Source organism: Devosia albogilva (genome assembly GCF_042685625.1).
Taxonomy (GTDB): Bacteria; Pseudomonadota; Alphaproteobacteria; order Rhizobiales; family Devosiaceae; genus Devosia; species Devosia albogilva.
Genome location: NZ_JBHUNP010000001.1, coordinates 3,356,878 through 3,379,354, shown reverse-complemented (window position 1 = coordinate 3,379,354; position 22,477 = coordinate 3,356,878). Strand labels below are relative to the sequence as shown.

At 66.1% G+C, this 22,477-nt stretch carries 18 protein-coding genes and 1 pseudogene; 13 read left to right on the top strand and 6 right to left on the bottom strand.

Going from position 1 to position 22,477, the window contains the following annotated elements; all coding sequences use genetic code 11:
• The first annotated feature begins 133 nt into the window (after positions 1-133).
• The gene (locus ACFSX5_RS16845; RefSeq protein WP_386835001.1) at positions 134-1,558 is read left to right on the top strand and encodes a cytochrome ubiquinol oxidase subunit I; all 1,425 of its coding nucleotides are present in this window, start codon (positions 134-136) and stop codon (positions 1,556-1,558) included.
• Positions 1,548-2,552, top strand: coding sequence for a cytochrome d ubiquinol oxidase subunit II (gene cydB, locus ACFSX5_RS16840; RefSeq protein ID WP_386834999.1), 1,005 nt, complete (start codon positions 1,548-1,550; stop codon positions 2,550-2,552). Before ACFSX5_RS16845 ends, cydB begins: the two co-directional genes overlap by 11 nt.
• Before the next feature lie 116 nt (positions 2,553-2,668).
• Here cydB and ACFSX5_RS16835 read toward each other — a convergent pair whose 3' ends face one another.
• Together ACFSX5_RS16835 and ACFSX5_RS16830 are read right to left on the bottom strand one after the other, a co-directional pair.
• Positions 2,669-6,430: a PAS domain-containing protein gene (locus ACFSX5_RS16835; RefSeq protein WP_386834998.1), complete on the bottom strand. Its 3,762-nt coding sequence runs from the start codon at positions 6,428-6,430 to the stop codon at positions 2,669-2,671.
• 115 nt (positions 6,431-6,545) lie between these two features.
• The gene (locus tag ACFSX5_RS16830; RefSeq protein ID WP_386834997.1) at positions 6,546-7,622 is read right to left on the bottom strand and encodes a lactonase family protein; all 1,077 of its coding nucleotides are present in this window, start codon (positions 7,620-7,622) and stop codon (positions 6,546-6,548) included.
• A 140-nt stretch (positions 7,623-7,762) separates the two neighbouring features.
• Here ACFSX5_RS16830 and ACFSX5_RS16825 point away from each other — a divergent pair, with 140 nt between their 5' ends.
• Positions 7,763-8,893 (top strand): cytochrome-c peroxidase, encoded by a 1,131-nt coding sequence (locus ACFSX5_RS16825; RefSeq protein WP_386834996.1) that lies wholly within the window; start codon positions 7,763-7,765, stop codon positions 8,891-8,893.
• Positions 8,894-9,067: 174 nt separating this feature from the next.
• Positions 9,068-9,529, top strand: a complete 462-nt coding sequence (locus tag ACFSX5_RS16820) for a nuclear transport factor 2 family protein (protein ID WP_386834995.1) — start codon at positions 9,068-9,070, stop codon at positions 9,527-9,529.
• A 12-nt stretch (positions 9,530-9,541) separates the two neighbouring features.
• Here the strand turns inward: ACFSX5_RS16820 and ACFSX5_RS16815 are convergent, their stop codons facing one another.
• The gene (locus tag ACFSX5_RS16815) at positions 9,542-10,486 is read right to left on the bottom strand and encodes a helix-turn-helix domain-containing protein (protein WP_386834994.1); all 945 of its coding nucleotides are present in this window, start codon (positions 10,484-10,486) and stop codon (positions 9,542-9,544) included.
• A 204-nt stretch (positions 10,487-10,690) separates the two neighbouring features.
• On the opposite strand from ACFSX5_RS16815, the gene ACFSX5_RS16810 reads away from it, so the two are divergent.
• On the top strand, positions 10,691-11,620 hold the full coding sequence (locus ACFSX5_RS16810) for a hypothetical protein (RefSeq protein WP_386834992.1): 930 nt from the start codon (positions 10,691-10,693) through the stop codon (positions 11,618-11,620).
• 19 nt (positions 11,621-11,639) lie between these two features.
• Here ACFSX5_RS16810 and ACFSX5_RS16805 read toward each other — a convergent pair whose 3' ends face one another.
• Positions 11,640-12,572, bottom strand: coding sequence for a BKACE family enzyme (locus ACFSX5_RS16805; RefSeq protein WP_386834991.1), 933 nt, complete (start codon positions 12,570-12,572; stop codon positions 11,640-11,642).
• Between the two features lie 193 nt (positions 12,573-12,765).
• Here ACFSX5_RS16805 and ACFSX5_RS16800 point away from each other — a divergent pair, with 193 nt between their 5' ends.
• The 6 genes and pseudogenes from ACFSX5_RS16800 (at position 12,766) to ACFSX5_RS16775 (ending at position 19,140) form a co-directional block, all read left to right on the top strand.
• Positions 12,766-13,518 carry an SDR family oxidoreductase gene (locus tag ACFSX5_RS16800; protein WP_386834990.1) on the top strand — a complete coding sequence of 251 codons (753 nt, stop codon included), beginning with the start codon at positions 12,766-12,768 and terminating at the stop codon, positions 13,516-13,518.
• A 141-nt stretch (positions 13,519-13,659) separates the two neighbouring features.
• Positions 13,660-14,667 carry a Bug family tripartite tricarboxylate transporter substrate binding protein gene (locus ACFSX5_RS16795; protein WP_386834988.1) on the top strand — a complete coding sequence of 336 codons (1,008 nt, stop codon included), beginning with the start codon at positions 13,660-13,662 and terminating at the stop codon, positions 14,665-14,667.
• 46 nt (positions 14,668-14,713) lie between these two features.
• The gene (locus tag ACFSX5_RS16790) at positions 14,714-15,394 is read left to right on the top strand and encodes a tripartite tricarboxylate transporter TctB family protein (RefSeq protein ID WP_386834987.1); all 681 of its coding nucleotides are present in this window, start codon (positions 14,714-14,716) and stop codon (positions 15,392-15,394) included.
• Positions 15,391-16,896 carry a tripartite tricarboxylate transporter permease gene (locus tag ACFSX5_RS16785; protein WP_386834986.1) on the top strand — a complete coding sequence of 502 codons (1,506 nt, stop codon included), beginning with the start codon at positions 15,391-15,393 and terminating at the stop codon, positions 16,894-16,896. The genes ACFSX5_RS16790 and ACFSX5_RS16785 overlap by 4 nt, the downstream gene beginning before the upstream one ends.
• A gap of 11 nt (positions 16,897-16,907) precedes the next feature.
• A pseudogene (locus tag ACFSX5_RS16780) lies at positions 16,908-17,897 on the top strand (Ldh family oxidoreductase).
• A gap of 19 nt (positions 17,898-17,916) precedes the next feature.
• Positions 17,917-19,140 (top strand): iron-containing alcohol dehydrogenase, encoded by a 1,224-nt coding sequence (locus ACFSX5_RS16775; protein WP_386834985.1) that lies wholly within the window; start codon positions 17,917-17,919, stop codon positions 19,138-19,140.
• Here ACFSX5_RS16775 and ACFSX5_RS16770 read toward each other — a convergent pair.
• Together ACFSX5_RS16770 and ACFSX5_RS16765 are read right to left on the bottom strand one after the other, a co-directional pair.
• Positions 19,137-20,060, bottom strand: coding sequence for a BadF/BadG/BcrA/BcrD ATPase family protein (locus ACFSX5_RS16770; protein WP_386834984.1), 924 nt, complete (start codon positions 20,058-20,060; stop codon positions 19,137-19,139). The genes ACFSX5_RS16775 and ACFSX5_RS16770 overlap by 4 nt on opposite strands.
• Before the next feature lie 31 nt (positions 20,061-20,091).
• Positions 20,092-20,946, bottom strand: coding sequence for a MurR/RpiR family transcriptional regulator (locus tag ACFSX5_RS16765; RefSeq protein ID WP_386834982.1), 855 nt, complete (start codon positions 20,944-20,946; stop codon positions 20,092-20,094).
• Positions 20,947-21,046: 100 nt separating this feature from the next.
• Here ACFSX5_RS16765 and murQ point away from each other — a divergent pair, with 100 nt between their 5' ends.
• Together murQ and ACFSX5_RS16755 are read left to right on the top strand one after the other, a co-directional pair.
• Complete coding sequence (murQ, locus tag ACFSX5_RS16760) at positions 21,047-21,979, top strand: N-acetylmuramic acid 6-phosphate etherase (protein ID WP_386834981.1); 933 nt, start codon at positions 21,047-21,049, stop codon at positions 21,977-21,979.
• Between the two features lie 10 nt (positions 21,980-21,989).
• Positions 21,990-22,475, top strand: coding sequence for a GNAT family N-acetyltransferase (locus ACFSX5_RS16755; protein WP_386834979.1), 486 nt, complete (start codon positions 21,990-21,992; stop codon positions 22,473-22,475).
• Positions 22,476-22,477: the final 2 nt, after the last annotated feature.

The window sequence follows — 22,477 nt, the reverse complement described above, 5'->3', positions numbered from 1 at the left end:
TTGATTCCGCGGCTTGCCGTAAGCCGCGGACAGCGCTTGTTCTTCCCCTGTCTGGTCGCTGCGGCAGTATGCCGGCTGTCCGTCTCCCTGTTCCGGGCTAGTATCAGCATGACGGAACCTGCAGGAGGGCGGCATGGACTTCGGCATGACGGCGGAGATGCTTGCGCGCATCCAGTTCGCGTTCACCGTTTCCTTCCATTTCATCTTCCCGGCGTTCTCCATCGGCACCGCCAGCTATTTGATGGTGCTGAACGGCTTGTGGCTGTGGAAGCGTGACCCGGCCTATCTGCGCCTGTTCGAATACTGGAAGACCATCTTCGCGGTAACCTTCGGCATGGGCGTCGTGTCGGGCATCGTAATGAGCTACCAGTTCGGCACCAACTGGAGCGTCTTCTCGGATCGTGCCGGGGCGGTGATCGGGCCGCTGATGGGCTACGAAGTGCTGACCGCCTTCTTCCTCGAGGCGGGCTTCCTCGGCATTGCCCTCTTTGGCCGCAAGCGCGTTGGCGACGCACTGCACATGGTGGCGGTGGCCGCGGTGGCGATCGGCACGCTGATCTCGGCGACCTGGATCACCTCGGCGAATAGCTGGATGCACACCCCGGCCGGTTACTCGGTGGACGAGATTGGCCGCTTCATCCCCGAGGACTGGTGGGCGATCATCTTCAACCCGTCCTTCCCGTACCGACTGACCCATACGGTGCTGGCCGCCTTCCTCACCACCGCCTTCGCGGTCGGCGCAGTAGGCGCCTGGCACCTGCTCCAGGACAAGTCCAACCGGCAGGCGCGGATCATGTTCTCGATGGCGATGTGGATGGCGGCGATCGTCACGCCGATCCAGATTTTGGTCGGCGACCAGCACGGGCTCAACACGCTCGAGCACCAGCCCGCCAAGATCGCGGCCATGGAAGGGCACTACGAGAGCCATCCCGATGGCGCCCCGCTGGTGCTGTTCGGTGTGCCCAACGAGGCCGAGCAACGGCTCGACTATGCGGTGGAGATTCCGAAGCTTGGATCGCTGATCCTCATGCATGACCCGAACGCGCCGCTCGACGGGCTCGATGCCTTTCCCGAGGACGAACGGCCACCGGTGGTGATCCCGTTCTACGCCTTCCGGATCATGGTCGGCATAGGCTTTGCCATGCTGGGGCTGGGCCTGTGGTCGCTTTGGGCGCGCTGGCGCGGCAATATCTACAGCAACCCCTGGCTGCATCGGGCTGCGATCGTGATGGGGCCTTCCGGCTTCGTGGCGGTGCTCGCCGGCTGGTACACCACCGAAGTCGGCCGGCAGCCCTACACCGTCTACGGCCTGATGCGAACGGCAGAGAGCCTGTCGCCGGTGGAGGCACCGGCGGTGGGCGCCTCGCTGGTGGCGTTCGTGGTGGTCTACTTCCTCGTGTTCGGCGCGGGCGTGTTCTACCTGTTCCGGCTGTTCCGCCGGCCTCCGATCCTCGAAGAGGATCACGAACTCGACAAGGGACCGCACCGCGCCGCCGGCATCACGCCCGGCCCGGCCCAGGAAGAGCCGATCCGCGAGGGAGGCAGCCATGCCGTTTGACTTGCCGACGATCTGGGCGGCGATCATCGCCTTTGCGGTGCTGGCCTATGTGGTGCTGGACGGGTTCGATCTTGGCGTCGGCATCCTGTTCCCGCTGTTCCCCCACCGGCACGACCGGGATGTGATGACCAACTCGGTGGCGCCGGTATGGGACGGTAACGAGACCTGGCTGGTGCTGGGCGGTGGGGGGCTGATGGCAGTCTTCCCGCTCGCCTATGCCACGGTGCTGCCGGCGCTCTATATCCCCATCATCCTGATGCTGCTGGGCCTGATCTTCCGCGGCGTGGCCTTCGAGTTCCGCTGGCGGACGCAACGCGGTTCCGGCTGGTGGGACCACGGGTTCTGGATCGGGTCCACCATCGCCGCCTTCATGCAGGGTATCGCGCTGGGCGCGCTGGTGCAGGGCATCCAGGTGGCCGATCGCGAATATGCCGGCGGCTGGTGGGACTGGCTGACCCCGTTCTCGATCGTCACCGGCGTTGCCGTGGTGGTGGGCTACGCGCTGCTCGGTGCCACGTGGCTGAACCTCAAGACCACGGGCGACCTGCAGCACCGCGCCCGTCGCATCTCGATGCTCGCCGGTGTCGGCACCATCGTGCTGATCGGCATCGTGTCGCTGTGGAGCCCGTTCATCGACGAGGTGTATTTCGAGCGCTGGTTCGGCTGGCCCACCGCCTTCTTCTCGGCCTTCGTGCCGACGCTGATCGCCCTCTGTGCGCTGGCACTTTGGCACGGGCTGACCACGGACAAGCACTTGCAGCCGTTCCTTGCCGCCCTTGGCCTGTTCGTGCTGAGCTTTGCGGGGCTCGGGATCAGCTTCTATCCCTATATCGTGCCCGGCGCGCTCACCATCCACGAGGCAGCAGCGCCGGAATCGTCACTGATCTTCCTACTGGTGGGCGCGGCGGTGCTGATCCCGATCATCCTCGCCTATACCGGCTACGCCTACTGGGTGTTTCGCGGCAAGATCGACCCGGAAGAGGGCTACCACTGATGCCGGCTGGCCTGCAGCGGCTGATCTGGTTCGTCGCCCTCTGGATCGGCGGCGTCGCTGCCGTCGTGCTGGTTGGGCTGTTCGTGCGGATGTTTCTCGGCCAGTGACCGCGCAGGTCAGACCGCCACGGCGGCAAGGGCGCGGCGCAGGTCATTCTGGCTGAACGGCTTCGACAATCGCGGCAGGCCGGGATCATTGCCCGAGGGCAGCTCGGCGTAGCCGGTCGCCAGCACGATCGGCAGATCGGGCCAGCGGCTGCGGATTTCGCTGGCGAGCTGCGCGCCGGTCATTTGCGGCATGGCGTGGTCCGTGATCACCAGGTCGACTTGCGGGTCGGTCAGGAGCAGGTCCAGCGCCTCGCGGCCGGAATAGGCCTCGCGCACGGTGTGGCCGAGGTCTTCCAGCATGGCCGTGGTGTTCATTAGCACGAGAGCGTCGTCGTCGACGGCAAGGATACGCAAGGGTCTAGCCTCGGCGGAGTCTTCAACAGGTGAGTGTGTGGCGGCAGTAGCCAGCAAAGTCCCGGCGTTTCCGTCGACGGCAGGTAGCCAGATTTCGGCAGTGGTGCCCTCGCCTTTGCGGCTCTTCAGCACCAGCGTGCCGCCCGACTGGGTGGCAAGGCCATGCACCATCGAGAGACCAAGGCCCGTACCCTTGCCGACGCCTTTCGTGGTGTAGAAGGGCTCGGCCGCGCGTCTCAGGGTGATTTCGTCCATGCCCTCGCCGGTATCGGCGATGCTCAGGCGCAGGTAGTTGCCTGCCGCAAGCCCGTGCCGCGGAACCGGCAGCAACTCCGCACGGCCGGTGATGGTGATCCGCCCCTCCCCGTGCATGGCGTCCCGGGCATTCACCGCCAGGTTCAGCAGCGCGGATTCGAGCTGATTGGCGTCGGTCTGGATCAGCGGGAGGTCGGCCGGCAGGTCGACCTCGATGCTGATCATCGGGCCGAGCGAGCGCTCGAGAAGTTCACGCATGCCGGCTACGAGGGCGGTCACGTAGATGCGTTCGGCCTGCAGGTTCTGCCGGCGGGCGAAGGCCAGCATGCGGCGGGTGAGCGAGGCGCCACGGTTGGCCCCTTCCACCGCATTGTCGACGAGCTTCACCAGCGCCGGATCATCGCCGATCCGCTTGCGCAGCAGCTCGAGGCTGCCGAGCACGGCGCTCAGCAGGTTGTTGAAGTCGTGGGCGACGCCGCCGGTGAGATTGCCGATGGCCTCCATCTTCTGGCTCTGCTGCAGCCGTTCGCTGGTTTCCGCCAGGGCCGCCGTGCGCTCGGCCAGCCGGGCTTCGAGCAGAGCTTCAGCGTTTTTCTGGTCGTGGACATCGACATTGGTGCCCACCCAGCGCACGATCTTGCCGAATTCGTCCCTGAGGGGCACGGCGCGGGCGAGATGCCATCGCCACTCGCCATCACGGCGACGCATGCGGGATTCGTTCTGGAAGGGTGCGCCGCTCGCCAGCGACTCCTGCCAGGACAGCACGGCAGCGGCCACATCTTCCGGATGAAGCATGTGGCTCCAAGAATGACCGTCCAATTCACCCGGTCGGGCGCCGCTATAGGCGTAGACCCGGTCGTTGAACCAGTCGAGCAGGCCGTCCGGGCGGGCCGTCCACACATGGCTCGGCAGCACCTGGGCGAGCGTGCGAAACTGGGCGTCGTTCTCGCGGGCTGCCGCCTCGGAGCGCACCCGCTCGATATGGGCCCAGCTGCGTTCTGTGACCTCGCTCAAGATGCCGAGTTCGCGCTCGGTCCATTGGTGCGGGCCCTTGTGGTGAATGGCCATGAGGGCGGTGAGCCGTCCCTCCTTCACCAATGGCATGCAGATGGTGGAGCCGATGCCGATGGACTGGAACGTCGCCGCCTCTTCCGGTGCCAGCTCCTTGAGGTTGTCGTTGATGACCAGCGGCTTGCCGGCCCGGAGATTGACGACCGCAAGCCGACCGAACGCCGCCAGGCTGTAGTAACCACGGATCGATTGCGACCCCGGTACGCTCCAGTCGCCGCGGATGGTGAAGTGATCCTCATCCGGCTCCATATCGGCATAGGCGCAATTCGACACGCCGAGATAGGTGCCCAGCATGCGGGTGGTGGTGGCCAGGATTTCGTCTGCGTCGGCCAGATTGGCGGTCTGCTTGCCGAGCAGGTCGAGGAAGCGCAGGCGTTCCTCGTTCTGGCGCAGCTCGGCCTCGGCCCGGCGGCGCTCAACGGCGGTGCGGGTGCGATCCGCGATCTCGCGGATGAACACCAGCTCGTCCTCGCTCCACCCGCGGGGCTCGGCGTGGTTGAGGTACAGCAGGGCCACGAAGCCCCCCTGCTCCGTCACCGGCATGTTGACGAAAGACTGGGCGCTGATGCCCTTGAGGTTGTCGGCGGTGTCGCGGGTGCGCGGATCCTCGTAGGCGTTCTCGACCACGACCGTCTCGCCGCGCTTGAGTTCGTCGATGTAGCTGCCGTAGTCGCGGAAGTGCAGCAGACCGGCAAGGCTGCGGATGCCCGGGGCGTTCCAGTCCCGATCGATGCTGATGGTTTCGGCGGCCTTGTCGATGGTCCCGTAGCCGACGCGGCTGACCCCCAATTCGCGCCCGAGCAGTTCACTGGCGGCGTAGGCAAGGTCATCCGGATCGGCGATGTCGCGGATGCGGTCGCCGAGCTCCGCCAGGGCGGCCGTGCGGCGCTGGGCGGTATGGGCTGCGGTGACGTCGTAGCCTTCGCAAAACACGCCGGTAACTTGGCCGGCATCGTCGTAGAGCGGCGCGTAGACGAAGGTCAGATAGCGCAACACCGGGCACGCTTCGGGCGAAGTCTGGAACTCCACCGGGGTGGCGTTGAACTCGCGCGTGCGGCCAGTGGTGTAGACCTCGTCCAGCGCCTCGAAGAACCCCTGCCCTGCGATCGAGGGGAAAGCCTCGCGCATCGTGCGTCCGACCCAGTCGCCGGAGTTGAAGACTTCCCGGTGCGCATCGTTGACGAACTCGACGACGTGATCCGGCCCCCGCATGATGACGATGAATCCGGGTGCCTGTTCGAACAGCCTCCGCTGTCGCTGTTGCTGCAGCGCGCGCTGCTCATTGGCACGGTGGCGCTCGGTGACGTCGGCGGCCGAGCCGAACCACTCCACGACCTCACCTTGCGGGCCCAGCAAGGGCACCGCTGTCGATTCCAGCCAGCGGACACCACCAGTGGGGCTGGCAATGCGGTGTTCGCTATGAAAGGGCGTCCGGGCTCGGACCGCTGCCTCTATGGCGGCGCGGACGGGGTTCTGATCTTCCGGCAGCACCAGGGCTTCGATCCAGTTGCGTGCCGGTAGCGCCAGGGGCGGAAGGACTCCGCGGCCCTCGATCTGGAGCAGTTCGCTCCAATCGGCGCTCATGCGATAGGTGATGCTCGAGGTGGCGGTGGTCAGGGCGCGGAAGCGTTCCTCGCTTCGGGCCAGTTGCTGGTGAACGCGGACAAGTTCCGTGGTCTCCACCACCATGGCGATGACGCCGATCGGCTCGCCGGACTCGCCGAGCACCGGCGAATAATCGAGGTCCATGAAGACCTGTTCCGGCTCGCCAGAGCGGTGCAGCGTGAGTTCCTGCCCCTTGTAGGAGAGCCTGCCGCCGGCAAGGCACACCTTCATGAAGTGGTCGCTGAATTCGGCGAGCTCCGGCCAGCCTTCCCGAACGGCGGAACCCAGCAGATGCGGATGACGGCTGCCAGCGATAGCGGCATAGGCATCATTGTAGATCATGATGCCGCCTTCACCCCAGAGGGTGGCGATGGGCAGGTTTGAGCGAAGGATCAGGCCAACGGTGGTGCGGATGGAAATGGGCCAGGAGCCGATCGGCCCCAGCGGTGTGGCCGACCAGTCGAAATCCCGAATAAGCTCGGCCATCTTGCCGCCGTTCGTCAGAAAATCGGCGGTCGCTATCAAGCCGTCTGCCCCTGCATGCAATGCACAACGCCCCTCGACGCGCACCAACGCAGCAACGTTGATTTGGTTGCTCAGCTCATGAAGCTTGGACGATCTTCACGCATTGAGGCGTACCGATGTCGAGGCGGTGGCCGGTGTCCGTCAACTGGCCGCTTTCGCCATCCCGCGACAGGATGGCGACCGAGTTGCTGTGCTGGTTGGCGACCAGCACGTGCTTACCGCCCGGCGTGAGGCAGAAGTCCCGCGGCCAGGCGCCGCCGCAGCCTGCAACCTGGACGCGCTCCAGCCGGCTGCCGTCGGAATTGACCTCGAACACGCTGATGCAGTCTACGCCGCGCGTCGAGGCATAGAGAAAACGGGCGTCCGAGGAGAGCTGGATCGCTGCGCCATAAGCGGCCGCGCCGGGCTCGAGGTTCTCCAGGGTGCCGACATCGGAGTGATGCCGCAGGATACTGCCGTCCCATTCGAGGACGCTGATGAACGGCACCAGCTCGTTGAGAACGTAGATGAAGCGGCCACCGGGGTGGCCGACCACGTGGCGCGGGCCGTGCCCAGCGGGCAACCGCACGCGCTGCACTTCACGCGCAGGATCGGCAGCGTCGTAGGCGAAGACGCAATCAAGCCCGAGGTCGGTCACCAGAACCAGTCTGCCATCAAGCGTCAGCGAAACGCAGTGGGCGTGGCTGCGATCTCGGGGTTCGTGGCCGGCCTCCGGCTTGTGCGGCGCGCTGGCAAACGGAGCATCGATGCTGCCATCCGCACTCAGCGGATAGAAACAGACCGCCTGATCGGGTCCGCCATCCTCGTGGCTGTAGTTGGCAACGCCGAGCCGGTGACCCGGCAGCAGCGCCACATGGCAGCTGGCGCGACCACGGGTGGGCTGCCTGTTGAGGTAGGTCAGAGCACCGGAGGTCCAGTCGATGCCGTACGCGCTGACCGTACACTCGAGCCATGAGCCGACTTCGTTGACGGCGTAGAGAGCGCCACCCGGCTGATCGATGGCAATATAGCTTGGGTTATCGGCACCCGCTTCGGCATGCAGCAGGCGCAGGTCCGCCGTACCCTCGTCGTAGGAGAAGACCTGCAGTCCTCCGCCTTCCCGAATTTCGGTATCGGTGCGGTTCTGTGAGCCGACGAAGACGAACAGGGACATGAGAACTCCGACTGTGGACTGACGCCATAACCTTTTGCGCGAGTCCGGCTCGACGCGCCAGACAAACCACTCTGGCGCAACCTTTTTGGTGGCGGGCGGTTTCGTGATCGGGGAGTTCCACGCGAGGAGGGAGAAGTCCGATGCGTCTTGCCGCCGTTTCCGCCCTTGCCATAGTCAGCGTGTTTGGCGTTGCCGCCATCGCACAGGACAGTGGCGCAGAAGCCGATACCGCCGCCCCGGTAGACGAGCTTCACCAGTTGGCCAACGAACTGTTCGAGCCCATTCCATCCATGGTGCCGGCGGTCGAGGGCAATGCCGTCACCCGCGAGAAAGTGGAACTGGGGCGGATGCTGTGGTTCGATCCGCGGCTGTCCGCCAGTGGCGTTCTCAGCTGCAACTCATGCCACAACCTGGCAATGGGCGGGGACGACAATCTCGAGACCTCTATCGGCCACGGCTGGCAGCGGGGTCCGCGCAACTCGCCGACCGTGTTCAATGCCGTGTTCAACGTTGCGCAGTTCTGGGATGGCCGCGCCGAGGACCTGCGTACCCAGGCGACGGGGCCGATCCAGGCTGCAGTCGAAATGGCAGCGACTCCAGAGCTGGTGCTCTCGGTGCTGAACAGCATGCCCGAATACCAGGAACGCTTCGCCCTCGCCTTCCCCGGGGAAGACGAGCCACTCACCTTCGACAATGTTGCGCGCGCGATCGAGGCCTTCGAAGCGACCTTGATCACGCCGGCCTCCCGCTTCGACCAGTATCTGGAAGGCAATCTCAACATTCTCTCGGACGAGGAGAAGGAGGGCCTGCAACTGTTCATCGACACCGGTTGCGCCGGCTGTCATGCCGGGGTGAACCTCGGCGGGCAGGACTACTTCCCGTTCGGCGTGGTGGAACGCCCGGGTAGCGAAATCCTGCCGCCCAACGACAAGGGTCGCTTCGCGGTGACGCAGACGGCGAGCGACGAATACGTCTTCCGCGCCGTGCCGTTGCGCAATGTCGAACTGACTGCCCCCTACTTCCACAGCGGCAAGGTGTGGGACCTGGAGCAGGCCGTCGCCATTATGGGCGTCAGCCAGCTGGGCGCCGACCTGAGCGAGGAAGAAGTCCAGGCGATTTCCGCTTTCCTGCGGACCCTGACCGGCGAGCAGCCCTCCGTGGAGTTGCCGATCCTGCCGGTCAGCACCCCCGAGACCCCGCAACCATCCCCGCAGGTGAAGAACTCGCTGGAGCCGGAAGACGCGGTTCAGGACCAGACCTCCGTCCGCTAGTTCCCCGCCATTCCGGTCTGCCGCGGAGCGCGAGCATCATGTTCGCGCTCCGCTTTTTCATGCGCCGAAACTGCCTTCGTTCGGCAGCTCCGCTTCGCGGAGTGGCTGCTACGCAGGCTCAGGCAGCAGGCTCGCCCTGCGATGCCGAGTTCGCGAGCGAAGGAAAAGACGACCATGAACATCAGCGCTGATCGCCTGGCTCTGACCCAGGAGCTCCACGCTCTGCTGATCGACTACTGGCATGACGTCGACACCAATTGGGGCCGAGGCGCACCGGAGTACTACACCCCCGACGGCGCTTTCGTCGGCCCGGCCGCCAGCTATATCGGGCGCGAGAAGATCCGCGCCTTCTACAAGTGGCGCGAGGACCGTGGTGACCGCACGGTCGTTCACGGCGTGCAGAACTTCCGCGCCGATTTCGACGGCAGCCCCGACAAGGCCACCGCGCGGTGGTTCATGATGCTTTACGCTGCCGACGGCAAGCCAGTGCTGCCCACGCACCCGCCCATCCAGATTGCGCTGGTGACGGATCGCATGATCAAGACCGCCGAGGGCTGGAAGGTGACGGAGCGCAAGTTCGACATCTGGTTCGAGGGCGGCACCCCAGCGACCAACCCCAAGCTCGACGAGGAGTGAGCGGAAACCGGCCTAGAGGCTGACGTCGTACTCACGCTGGAGACCGGCATCGAGGTGCGGACGGGTGCTGATGAAGGCCAGCGCGTGTTCGATGTTGAGCCGGGTTTCGATCAGAGGCTCGAGCACGGTTTCGCGCACCGCGCTCAGCGGAACCGAGGAGGTGAAGAAGCTCACCGACATCACGGCCGCCACAGAGTCCCCGTCAAGGATGGGCACGCCGAACGTCGTCATGCGCGTCGGTTCTGTCCCCGGATCGCGAGTGGCGAAGCCGCTCTGGCGGATGCGGCCGAGCAGCCCGCGATACTCATCTTCCGCAACCTGGTTGAAGTCGTCGCCGAGCCGTCGGCGCAGCAACGCGATCTGACGATCGCGCTCTTCATCGGGGCAGAAAGCCATGTAGACCCGGCCCATGGCCGAGCGCAAAAGGTCGGGGCGTTTGCCAAGAACGGTGTTGGTGTGCACCACCGGACTGATGGTTCCGGTCCAGTAGCGGATCTCGATCTCGTCGCCGTCGATCTCGCCGAGTCCGATCGGCCACTTGATCTTGCGCGTGAGCCCCACCGCGAGCGGTCGCGCGACCTCGATCACCCGAGAAATGCCGCTGTACCCGGCAGACAGTTCCGCCACCTTGCCGGTGACACGGTAGCCGCCGCACATGTTATCGCGGACCACGTAACCCTCATGCATCAGTGTCTCGAGCATGCGCACGATGGTGGGGCGCGGGATGCCGGTTTCGCGGTGAATGGAATTGATGGTGGCGATCGCCGTGGAATTGACCGCCTTCAGCACGTGCAGCGCCCGAAGCACCGCCATCACGGGCGGGTAGGAGCGGTCGGTCGGGTTGGTGTGGCCCCGGCGGGAGTTGGTGCGCACATGCACGTTGCTGGTGGTCGCGCTGGCGGGTTCGGTGGCCTCGGAAACAGGTGCTCCGCCCCACTCCTCCACCGTGCGTTCCATGGTCTCTCCCCAGCGACCGGCCGAGGCCGGTCTTGTTGCTCTCCCGATAGTGGGCACGAAAGCACACGCCTCCGGCCGCAACAAGCAAAACGGGCAGAGCCCCAACGCAATTTCGTGGTCCGAAATCGGGGTGGGCGGCCGATGCGGGCCTGCGGACCGCCGCGTAGGACCGTGCCCCAGACACACAAATGGGAGAAACCGTCCATGAGCCAACCTGCCTGCCGGCTGGCAACGCGGTCCGTCTTTTCGCAGCAGGAGCCGCAGCTCACGAGCCCGGACGGACTGGCGCGAAGCTGGATCACCCGCGGCGGGAACTTCGCGATATGCTACTCCGAAGTCGAACCCGGAGCCGTGCTGGCGCGGGAGAATGACGCCGAGGAGTACATGCTGATCATCCCGCCGAACTCGGCGGCTGTGACAGTGGAAGCCGGAAGCGAGGTCGTCATGGTGAGGCCCGACTCGCTGACCATCATCCCGCCAGGACAAAGCCGCATCAGGGTCTCGACCGGCGGACGCCTGGTGCGGGTGTTCTCCAAAGCGGCGACGGACATCCTGGACCTTGCGGTGAACAGCGATGTCTATGCAGATGGGGCACCGGAACTCGCTCCACCCACCCTCGGCCCGGAGCCGAAGGGTGGCTACAAGATCCGCTACTACCCACTGGCGCAGTATCTCGACCCGGACGGCGACCGCATCCAGCCGCGCTGCTTCCAATCCACCAACCTGATGGTCAACCTGTTCCGCCACTTCCACACGAGACGCGACACCAAGGGCCTCAGCCCGCACTGGCACGACGATTTCGAGCAGGGCTCGCTCTGCCTCGACGGGAACTGGATCCACCATCTGCGTTACACCTGGGGCGCCGATCTCGGCGAGTGGGTGCCGGACGATCATTCCGTGACCCCGACGCCGTCCATCATGGTGATCCCGGCGCGCGTCATCCACACCAGCCGCGATGTCGGCGAGGATGGGCCGGAGAGTTCGCTCTATGACATCTTCTGCCCGCCCCGGGCCGATTTCGCGGCCAAGCCCGGCTTCGTGCTCAACGCCGATGACTACCCACCGCCAGCCGATATCGCAGCACAGCCGGCCAAGACCGGCGGTACGCTGCTGAACTGGCAGAAGCCCGGCTGAGCCGGGCCTCGCTTCTGCATCAGAACTCCACCCGGTCCTGGCCCTTGAGCTGCAGCAGCTCACGGGCTTCGTCGGGCGTCGCCACATCATAGCCGAGCGACTCGACGAGCTGACGGGCAAGCCGCACCTGCTCGGCGTTGGAGGTGGCGAGCTTTCCCGGCCCGAGCCAGAGCGAGTCTTCGAGACCCACCCGCAGATTACCGCCGAGCAGCACCGACTGCGTGGCAATGTTCATCTGGTTGCGCCCTGCCCCCAGCACCGACCAGTGGTAGCGGTCACCGAACAGGCGGTCGGCGGTGCGCCGCATGTGCATGACGTCTTCCGGGTGGGCGCCGATGCCGCCCAGGATGCCGAACACGCTCTGGATGAAGATCGGCGGCTTCAGCAGGTGGCGCTCGAGGAAATGGGCGCAGGTGTAGAGATGGCCGATGTCGTAGCACTCGATCTCGAACCGCGTGCCGTTCTCGGCACAGCGGGACAGGATGGTTTCGATATCGCCGAAGGTGTTGCGGAAGATGCGGTCGCGCGAGCCTTCAAGATACGGCCGCTCCCACGCATGCCGGAAAGTGTCGAAGCGCGTCAGCATCGGGTAGAGCCCGAAGTTCATCGAGCCCATGTTGAGCGAGGCCAGCTCCGGCTTGAAGGTCGCGACCGGGCGGAGGCGCTCCTCCACCGTCATGGTGGCGGCGCCGCCGGTGGTGAGGTTGAGGACACAATCCGAGCGCTGCTTGATGCGCGGCAGCACCGCCCCGAACAGCTCGGTCGACTGGCTCGGCTCACCCGTTTCAGGGTGGCGCACATGCAGGTGAACAACCGCTGCTCCCGCGTCCGCTGCTCCCACTACCGCCTCCACGATCTCGTCCGGCGTGACCGGCAGATGCGGTGACATGGACGGCGTGTGGATCGAGCCGGTCACGGCGCAGGTGATGATGATCTTCCGCTTGCTGGCCACTGAATTTGCTCCCTTCGGCAAGTCGCTGGTGCGCAGCAGTAGCGGAGCGGCTGGGAGACCCTTCGGAGCCAGCCAAGTGCTTTCGGCGGGTGAAATTCTTGCCGGCAGTGCATCCGAGCCATCGCGGAATCCCTAGCGTAGGTTGAACCAGCGCGGCGCCGCCGCACCAAATCGAGTCTGCCCAGGAGGATCCATGCAGGACGTCGTCATAGTCACCGGCGCAAGCAGCGGCATCGGCGCGGCTACCGCCCGACTGCTGGGTGCAGCGGGCGCCCATGTGGTGGTAAACTACAAGAGCTCCCGCGAGCTGGCGGAAGGAGTGGCCGCCGATGTCGAGGCGGCCGGCGGCAAGGCCATCGTCGTCGGCGCGGACATGGGCACGGAAGCGGATATCCTGCGGCTGTTCGACGAGACCGACCGGGCTTTCGGCCCCATCACCGGGCTTGTCAACAATGCCGGCATCAACGGCCCCTCGCACCGATCGGCGGACAACTACGACTTCGACGAGGCCATGAGCATCTACGCCGTCAACACGGTGGGCGTGCTGATCGCCTGCCGCGAGGGCATCAAGCGGATGTCGACCAAGTTCGGCGGCAAGGGCGGCAGCATCGTCAATGTGTCTTCGATCGGCGCGCTGACGGGATCGCCTGGGCGCTTCATCCACTATGCCGGCTCGAAAGCGGCCGTGGACACGATCAGCAAGGGCCTGGCGGTGGAAGTGGCTCGCGACGGAGTGCGGGTGAACTCCGTCCGCCCCGGCATGATCGACACGCCGATCCACGCCAAGGCCGGCCAGGCCGACCGGGTGAAGGAGTTTGCCGCCAAGAACCCGCTGGGCCGCGCCGGCCAGCCGGAAGAGGTGGCCGAAGCCATCGTCTGGCTGCTGTCCGACAAGGCGTCGCTGGTCACCGGAGCGGTGCTCGACGTGATGGGCGCCCAGCGATAGCGGCTGATCGGGCGGTTTTCATTGACCGAAACTGACAGGCCCCAGCATGGGCCGCGCCGACGAACTCGACTAGCAATTCGGACCGGAGATGCGGCGAAGGGACAGCAGCAGAGCTGCGCCGCAACCGAAAGGGAGGACTGGATGAATACGACCGAACACGGATTACGGCCGAGCGGCCGGAGCAGTGCCTGGCGGCTGGGAGCGGCGGCGATCGTCGCTGCGGGCCTTGGCTTGAGCCCGGCGATCACATTGGCGCAGGATTATCCCGACCGGCCGATCACCGCCATCGTGCCGTTCGGCGCCGGCGGCGGTGCCGACACGCAGACCCGCATCTGGGGCGAGGCGATGGCGGACCTGACCGGCCAGCGGATCATCGTCGAGAACGTCCCCGGCTCCGCCGGCGTGGCCGGAACCAAGCAGGGCATCAATGCCCAGCCAGACGGCTACACCGTGGTGATGGGCGCCGCGTCCACCATCGCCATCAACCCGGTCAGCAACCCGGCGGCCGACTACTATCCCCCTCGGGATCTGCGGCCCGTCGCCGTCATCGGCTACACGCCTTACGTGATGGTTGTCGCCAACAATCTCGGCGTGAAGACGCTGCCGGAGCTGATCGCATACGGTGAGGCGAACGAGGGTGCCCTGACCTATGCCGGCTGGACCGCTGTGGGCGAGTATGCCCGCAGGGGGCTCGAGCTGCGGACCGGTCTTTCCATGACCCCTGTGCCCTATCCCGGCGCGACCGAAGCCATGACGGACGTTATCGCCGGCCGTGTTTCGGCCAGCATTCTCGACATCTCCAGTGCGCTGCCCTTCATCCGCTCGGGCAGCGTGACGCCGATCGTCATGACGGGACCAGACCGGTCGCCGGCCCTGCCGGATGTGGGAACGGTGGTTGATGCCGGAGTCGAGAATTATGTGATCGACTCCTGGATCGCCCTGTTCGTGCCGAGGGAAACGCCCGACGACATCGTCGCGTACCTCAACGAAAAGACGCGGGAAGCGCTGAAGACCCAGCCGGTGGTTGATCGCTACTCCGAGCTCGAGATCGAGATGCGCGACTATGATGTGGACCAGACAGCCGCATTCATGGCGAGCCAGATCGATGCCTGGGCGTCACTGATCCAGGAGACAGGCCCGACGCAGTAGGCTGCGAAGTGATAGCCGGGGCGCAGGTCCCGGCTGTCTGCTGCACGTGCGGCGCAAGACGGGTTCGGGGCAGAAGGGAATCGGTGTGACACACCAAGCGTTGGAGCAAGGGACGCGGACGCTCGTTCCACCCTATGCACGTGTAGAGGTGATTGGCGGTGCGGTCATGATCGCCATCGCTGCCCTCATCTGGTTCGGAGCGATCAGCCTGGCAGTGGGGACGCTGCCGAGCTTTGGGCCAGGAGCCCTGCCGCGGGTCTTGGCGCTGCTGCTGGCGCTGGGTGGCGCTGGCGTTCTGGTGCGAGGACTCACCGCTCCCGAGGCTGCCCTCGAGCGCTTCGACATTGTCCTGCAGCCGACGCTGATCGTTGCCGTCGCCATCGTGATCTTCGCTCTCTTCATCCGGGGCGGGGATTTCGGTCTGCTGACCACGCCTCAGCTCGGGCTCTGCGTGGTGGGACCGGTGACGGTGTTCATCGCCGGGTGCGCCGCCCCACAGGTGAACCTGCGTGAGCTTTTGATCCTCGCCTTCGGGCTGACGGCCCTGATGCTGCTGGTGTTCCCCGATCTGCTGCGGCTCAGCATTCCCCCGTTTCCGGTGGGAGTGCAGCAGGCGCTGCAGCCACTGGGGCGGGATACCGCGGTACGGATTGCATATGGCCTCTATGGTGCCATCGCGGCTGGACTGCTCCTACTGTTCCGGACCCGCGGGAAGGACGGCGCATGACCGATCTGGTGCAGCACCTCCTGCTCGGCTTCTCGGTCGTCCTGTCCGTCGAGAACATCTTTCTCTGCCTCGTCGGGTGCCTCGTGGGCACCCTGATCGGCGTGCTTCCGGGCATCGGGCCACTGGCGACCATCGCCATCCTGATGCCGCTCACCTACGGCGCCGACCCCACTGGTGCCATCATCATGCTGGCGGGCATATACTACGGCGCCCAGTATGGCGGCTCGACTACGGCCATCCTGGTCAACATGCCCGGCGAGTCCTCGTCGGTGGTGACGGCCCTGGACGGCCACGCCATGGCGCGGCAGGGCCGGGCCGGCAAGGCACTCGGCATCGCGGCCATCGCCTCGTTCATCGCCGGCAGCTTTGCGACCCTGGTTGTCGCGGCCCTCGCCATCCCGCTGTCGCGGCTGGCGCTGGGACTGACCGCGGGCAACTACTTCGCGCTGATGGTGTTGGGATTGACGCTTGCGATCGTGCTCGGCAGCGGTTCGCTGCTGAAGTCCTTCTGCATGCTGATGATCGGCGTCACCATGGCGCTCGTGGGGGCCGACCAGATCACCGGAGAAGCGCGCCTGACCTTCGGCAGCGGCGTGCTCTATGACGGCTTCGACATCGCTGTCGTCGCCATGGGCCTGTTCGGCATCGCCGAAATCCTGCGCAACCTCGAGCGGCCCGAACAACGCCCGTTCGTCGACACGGTGGCCGGGGACCTCCTGCCGAACCGTCAGGACATGCGTGAGTCCGGCGGCGCAATCACCCGCGGATCGCTGCTCGGCGCCATTATCGGGATCATCCCCGGCAACGGGGCGACGCTGTCCTCCTTTGCCTCCTATGTGCTGGAGAAGCGGGTGTCCCGACGGCCGGAAACCTTCGGCAAGGGCGCCATCCAGGGTGTGGCCGGGCCGGAGGCCGCCAACAACGCCGCTGCACAGACGACCTTCGTGCCGCTGCTGACGCTGGGGCTGCCCTCGACGGCGACCATGGCTCTGGTGGGTGGGGCGATGACCCTTCATGGGGTCGTGCCGGGCCCGCAGGTGATCCAGATGCACCCGGAGCTGTTCTGGGGCGTGGTCAGTTCGATGTGGATCGGCAATCTGATGCTGGTGATCATCAACTTGCCGCTGATCGGGGTGTGGGTGAAGTTCCTCAAGGTCCCCTACCACCTCCTCTTTCCCACGATCATCCTGCTCTGCTGCGTGGGCATCTACTCCGTGAACTCGCGGCCAACGGACGTGTTGATGGTCGCCGCCTTCGGTGTGGTGGGCTACCTCATCTTCAAGCTGAAGTTCGACCCCACGCCCCTGCTGCTCGGACTGGTGCTCGGGGGCATGCTGGAGGATTCGCTGCGCCGCGGGCTGATCCTGAGCCGCGGCAGCTTCTGGGTGTTCGTCAGTGAACCGCTGACGCTGTTGCTGCTCGGGCTCGCCGCCATCATCGTCGTCTCTTCCCTGATGCCGACGATCCGGCGCAGCCGCGTGGTTCTGGCCGAAGATGTCTAGGAAAGTCGGCCATGGCCCTGATTGACCATGCGACGCTGGAGCGGCTGGCGCTGAGGGCGTTGTGGCGCGCCGGCGTGCCAGAGGCACATGCGAGCACCCAGGCAAGCGTGTTGCTGGAAGCGGATCTGCGCGGCATCCACTCGCACGGATTGATGCGGCTCGAGCGCATCGTTGCCCGCATCGGAAACCGGGTTGCCGACCCCCTCGCCACGGGGCTTCATGATTGGCAGGGCAGTGCGTTCCTGGCCGTTGACGGTCAAGGCGGTCTCGGCCCCGTGGTCGCCCGAGCGGCGCTCGAGGCGCTCACGAGGCGTGTCGAGGCGACTGGCATCGCTCTCGCTGCCATCCGGAACTCCAACCATGTCGGCATGCTCGGCTGGTATGTGGAACACCTGGCTGAGCAGGGCTACTCGACGATCGCGCTGACCATCAGCGAGGCCCTGGTGCATCCCTGGGGCGCGCGGCGAGCGATGATCGGAACCAATCCGATCGCTATCGGCGTCCCGACCGGATCGGGCGTGTTCGTGATGGACACGGCCACCAGCGTTACCTCCATGGGCGAAATCCACGACCACGCCCACCGCAAGGCGCGGCTGCCGGAAGGCTGGGCGCTGGATGCCGATGGAGAGCCAACCACGGACCCTGAAGCGGCGAAGAGTGGTGCCATCGCTCCCTTCGGCGAGGTCAAGGGCTAGGTGCTCGGGCTGGCGCTGGAACTGCTGGTGGGAAGCCTCGCCGGGGCCGCCCTCGGGCGCGAGGTCAGAGGCACACTCGATGACACCGAGATCTGCAACAAGGGCGACGTCTTCATCGTCATCAAAGGCCCCGATCGCGACCTCGAAGGCTATCTCAGCGCCATCCGTGCCATGGAGCCGGCGCCCGGCTTCGAGCGGGTGCTGATCCCCGGAGAACGCGCCCGCGCCTGCCGTGAGTTGCGGCTCCGCGAGGGCGTGCCGATCGCCGACACCGTGTGGCAGACTCTGCAGCGGCTCGCCGGCTAGACCATCAGGAGAAATTTGCGTGTCATTGTTCGGAACATTGCGCCTGCCGCGCAATCTGGTTTTCGGCGCCGGGCAGCGGCATAGCCTGCCGCGTTTCGCCGTTCCGCTTGGGCGGCGGGCTCTGGTGATCACGGACGCGCGGCTCGCCGCCGACACCATGTTCGCCGAACTGGTGGACGGGCTGACCGCGGCCGGGCTGCAGGTCCGTATCTTCGATGGCGTGCTGCCCGAACTTCCGCTCGAGTGTCTGGCCGATGCGGTGGAGACCGGCCGCGCCTTCGGGGCTGACCTGGTGATCGGCATCGGCGGCGGCAGTTGCATGGACGCGGCCAAGGTCGCAGCACTGTTGCTGACCCATGGTGGCAAGGCCGCCGACTACTATGGCGAATTCCGTGTGCCCGGACCGGTGTTGCCGCTGATCCTGGTGCCGACGACCTCCGGCACCGGCTCCGAGGTCACGCCGGTGGCGGTGGTGGCCGATCCGGACCGGGCGCTGAAGGTCGGCATCGCCAGCCCGCACCTGATCAGCCACACTGCCATCTGCGACCCTGAACTGACCTATTCCTGCCCGCCGGGACTGACGGCGGTGTCCGGCGCCGATGCGCTCACCCATGCCATCGAGGCCTTCACCACGGCGCGTCGGCAGCCAAGCGCCGATCTCGTCCACGAGCACGTCTTCCTCGGCAAGAATGCCCTGAGCGACCACCACGCGCTGCTGGCAATCGGCCACATCGCCGGCAACCTCAAGCGGGCGTGCGACAATGGCGATGACATCGAAGCGCGGGCGGCCGTAATGCTTGGCGCCACGACGGCTGGCATCGCCTTCGGCACCGCGGGAACCGCCCTCGCGCATGCGGTGCAATACCCGGTCGGCGCGCTGACGCACACGCCCCATGGTGCGGGCGTCGCAGTGCTGCTGCCCTATGTGATGCGCTTCAACAGCGGCTGGTGCGCGCCCGAACTGGCCGAGATCGGCACGGCCATGGGGCTGGCGCGCAATGGCAACCAGCTGCAACAGGCGGCGGCCGCGATCGAAGCCGTGGAGGCGCTGTTCAGCTCGGTGGGCATTCCCCGCACGCTTGCGGAACTCGGGGTCGAGGAGCGGCAGCTCGAGCAGATCGCCGCGGATTCCATGGGCATCACGCGGCTGGTGAAGAACAATCCCCGACCTGTCGATCCCGCCTCGATGCTCGAGCTGGTTCGAGCCGCCTTCACCGGCGAGCAGATGCCGGTGCTCGGCTAAGCGCCAAGAATCTGCCGCCAGCCTCCGCCGGCACGGGTCTGCAGCCGGGCGGCGGCAAGGCTGGCATCTGCCTCGAGCAGGCGCAGCTCCGGTCCCAAGCTGGCGCGGATGCTGGCGAGAATGGCCGGGTGCAGGCGCAGCACTCCGCCGATGAAGCCGACCGGCCGCTCCCCGACACGGGCGGCCAAGGCCTTGGCCAGCAACGCCAATTCGGTACCCGCCTGCTCCAGGATCGCGATTGCGGCAGCATGCCCCTCCGCGGCCGCCCGCGCCACAGCGGTGGCCAGGGTGCCGATGCGGCCCCGGTCGCCGGCATAGACGAAGCTTCGGACATCCTGCCAATCCGCGCCGCCGATAGCGTCCAGCAGGTGCCGGGCGAGCGGCTCGACGTCGACGAAGGAGCCGGTGTGATCCAGGCAGCGGTAGATGCGGTCGAGGGCGCGGAGGGCGATCCAGCTGCCGGAGCCGGCGTCGTCGATGAGGATGCCGCGGCCGCCGACACGGATAAGGGCGGATTCGGACCAGTGGAGGCCGATGGAGCCGGTGCCGGCGGAGACGAGATGGCCTTCGCCCGGCGCGAAATTCGCCAGGTACGCCAAGGAGATATCGTCGGTGAAGAGAATCGACGCTGCGTCCAGGCGAAGGGTTTCGGCGGCGAGGTGGCGGAGGTCGGCGGCGGCGGGGGTGCCGTAGCCGGTGAGGCCGGCGGTCAGGCTGACAGGCTTCAGGTTGGCGGAAGCGAGTTCGGTAGCAATGTTCTCCAAGACCTTGGCGAATTTGAGCTTTTCTGCCGGATTGAAGACGTGACCGGAGGCGCCGGAGCCGCTGCCGGTGCGCAGGACGGTGCCGTCGGGGGCACAGGCGGTCCAGCGCGAGGCGGTGCCGCCGACATCGAGGCCGAGGTGTATTTCTGCAGTCATTCGGGCACGATCCGCTTGCGTTCCGTTACCATCAGCGGGGGACCTTGAGAACTTTCACGGCGGATTCGCTGCGATGGATGTAATCGTGGGCATCCGACTGCCGACCGAGCAGCAGGAGGAAGAGCATGTCGGTCAGCATGAGCTGAGCGTCGCGCGAGGTGATGGCGGAGGAGCGGACCCGTTCCTCGTCGGCGACGGTGAACAATTCGATGTCGGCGAGTTCGCGCAGCGGGTTAGGCTGCAGGCCGGTGACGGAAATCACCTTCGCACCCCGCTCACGCGCCAGTTCGGCGACGCGCAGTGTTTCGACGCTGCGGCCGGAATGGGAGAGCGCCAGAATCACGTCGGCGGTGCCGAGCGTCGCGGCATTGGAGATCTGGATGTGGGTGTCGCTGTCGAGCAGCACGACCCGGCCAAGCTTCAGCAGCTTGAACGAAAAGTCCTTGGCGACCAGGGACGAAGCCCCTACCCCGGCCAGTTGCACCCGGTGGGCGGCGGTGAGCGCATCGAGGGCGGCATCCATGCGCTCCTGGGAGTTGGCGGCGGCGGTCTCGCGCATGGCGAGGAGCTTGCTGCCGATCAGCTTCTGCACCAGCGTGGGGTAGCTTTCGCCGGTCTCGATGGTGCCGTGGATGACGCCGGCGGGCGAGTGCCCCTCGAGCGTCTTGGCGCGGTTCACCGCCAGCTTGAGCTGCTGATAGCCCGGGAAACCGAGCTTCTGGCTGAACTTGACGACGCTGGACTGGCTGCGGCCGGTGGCCTCGGCGAGCGCGGCGGAGGACAGGGTGAGCATGCGCTCGGGATGCTCGATGATGAACTGGGCGATCTGCTGATCCGCCGCCGTCATCGTCTCCATCTGCGCCGCCAGCAGCTTCAGCACCGACATGGCTCACCTCCCCCGTTCACAGTGGAATACAAAATTCCAAGCTGCGTTGACACTAGGAATATTCACTCCTAGCATCCCGTTCACTCCCGAGTGAAGGCTTATGGCAACCAGCACCCTGATCGCCGAACTGGAACACCTCGTCTCCGAGGCGCGCAATCCCCGCACGGTCGAGATCGACCTGATGTCCACCGCCGAGATCCTGGCGGCCATGAACGCCGAAGATGCAGGCGTTGCCGAGGCGGTGCGGAAGGTGCTGCCCGAGATCGCGCAGGCGGTCGACGGCATTGTCGCGGCGTTCAAGGCGGGGGGGCGGCTGATCTATATCGGCGCGGGCACCAGCGGCCGACTCGGCGTGCTCGACGCATCGGAATGCCCGCCGACCTTCGGGGTGCCCGAAGGCATGGTGGTCGGCCTGATCGCCGGCGGCGACCGGGCGCTCCGGCACCCGATCGAAGGCGCCGAGGACGATCCGTCGCAAGGGCGCGGGGACCTCGAAAAGGTCGGGACCTCGGCCAAGGACGTGGTGGTGGGAATCGCCGTCAGCGGCCGCACCCCTTATGTGATCGGCGCGCTCGAATATGCCCGCGAGATCGGTGCCATGACGGTGGCGCTCTCCTGCAACCCTGGTTCTGCGATCGCCAAGCTGGCGGACGTCGCCATCTCGCCGGTCGTGGGTCCCGAGGCACTCACCGGCTCGACCCGGCTCAAGTCGGGCACGGCACAGAAGCTGGTGCTCAACATGCTGACCACGGCCAGCATGATCCGGATCGGCAAGAGCTACGAGAACCTGATGGTGGACGTTTCCGTCAGCAACCAGAAGCTGATGGCTCGAGCCATTCGCATCCTGGTTGAAGTGACGGGCTGCTCGCCCGAAGGGGCGCGGGAATACCTTGCGGCCAGCAACAACAACGTCAAGCTGGCCATCCTGATGGCGCTGACGGGCATGAATGCAGCCGACGCAGAAGTGGCGCTGGCACAGGCGGACGGGTTCCTCCGCCGGGCCGCGGGGCTGAAACCCCGCGCCGCGGGTTGAGGGCTGAGCCATGGACCTGCTCGTCAATCTCTATAGCCGCAAGCTCGAAGAGCTGCGCCAGCGCGCCGAAGGTGTCGAGGCGGTGATCCGCACGGCGCTGCCGCCCGAGCAGCACATCATCAAGGACTGGGTGCGCACCCATTTCAGTGAATACTGGGTGAGCGAAGTCAGCGCGGCGATGGGGCACCAGCCACCCGGCTGCCTGATCGCCACCGTGGACGGGGCGCTGGTGGGTTTTGCCTGCTGGGACGCGACGGCCCGTGGCTTTTTCGGCCCAACCGGGGTCAGCGAGGACCAGCGCGGCAAGGGCATCGGCGTCGCGCTGTTCTACCATGCGCTCGCCGCGATGAAGGCGCATGGCTATGCCTATGCGATCATCGGTTCGGCCGGGCCGGTGGACTTCTATGCCAAGGCTGCAGGCGCCATGCCGATCCCGTCGGACAATGAAGACATCTATCAGGGCCTGCTGCGCCTGAAGCCGAAGGCGGAGGGCTGACC

Coding starts and splice junctions, on each gene's coding strand:
- ACFSX5_RS16845 (WP_386835001.1), top strand. CDS start 134: ATGGACTTCGGCATGACGGCGGAGATGCTTGCGCGCATCCAGTTCGCG.
- cydB (WP_386834999.1), top strand. CDS start 1,548: ATGCCGTTTGACTTGCCGACGATCTGGGCGGCGATCATCGCCTTTGCG.
- ACFSX5_RS16835 (WP_386834998.1), bottom strand. CDS start 6,430: ATGGCCGAGCTTATTCGGGATTTCGACTGGTCGGCCACACCGCTGGGG.
- ACFSX5_RS16830 (WP_386834997.1), bottom strand. CDS start 7,622: ATGTCCCTGTTCGTCTTCGTCGGCTCACAGAACCGCACCGATACCGAA.
- ACFSX5_RS16825 (WP_386834996.1), top strand. CDS start 7,763: ATGCGTCTTGCCGCCGTTTCCGCCCTTGCCATAGTCAGCGTGTTTGGC.
- ACFSX5_RS16820 (WP_386834995.1), top strand. CDS start 9,068: ATGAACATCAGCGCTGATCGCCTGGCTCTGACCCAGGAGCTCCACGCT.
- ACFSX5_RS16815 (WP_386834994.1), bottom strand. CDS start 10,486: ATGGAACGCACGGTGGAGGAGTGGGGCGGAGCACCTGTTTCCGAGGCC.
- ACFSX5_RS16810 (WP_386834992.1), top strand. CDS start 10,691: ATGAGCCAACCTGCCTGCCGGCTGGCAACGCGGTCCGTCTTTTCGCAG.
- ACFSX5_RS16800 (WP_386834990.1), top strand. CDS start 12,766: ATGCAGGACGTCGTCATAGTCACCGGCGCAAGCAGCGGCATCGGCGCG.
- ACFSX5_RS16795 (WP_386834988.1), top strand. CDS start 13,660: ATGAATACGACCGAACACGGATTACGGCCGAGCGGCCGGAGCAGTGCC.
- ACFSX5_RS16785 (WP_386834986.1), top strand. CDS start 15,391: ATGACCGATCTGGTGCAGCACCTCCTGCTCGGCTTCTCGGTCGTCCTG.
- ACFSX5_RS16770 (WP_386834984.1), bottom strand. CDS start 20,060: ATGACTGCAGAAATACACCTCGGCCTCGATGTCGGCGGCACCGCCTCG.
- ACFSX5_RS16765 (WP_386834982.1), bottom strand. CDS start 20,946: ATGTCGGTGCTGAAGCTGCTGGCGGCGCAGATGGAGACGATGACGGCG.
- murQ (WP_386834981.1), top strand. CDS start 21,047: ATGGCAACCAGCACCCTGATCGCCGAACTGGAACACCTCGTCTCCGAG.
- ACFSX5_RS16755 (WP_386834979.1), top strand. CDS start 21,990: ATGGACCTGCTCGTCAATCTCTATAGCCGCAAGCTCGAAGAGCTGCGC.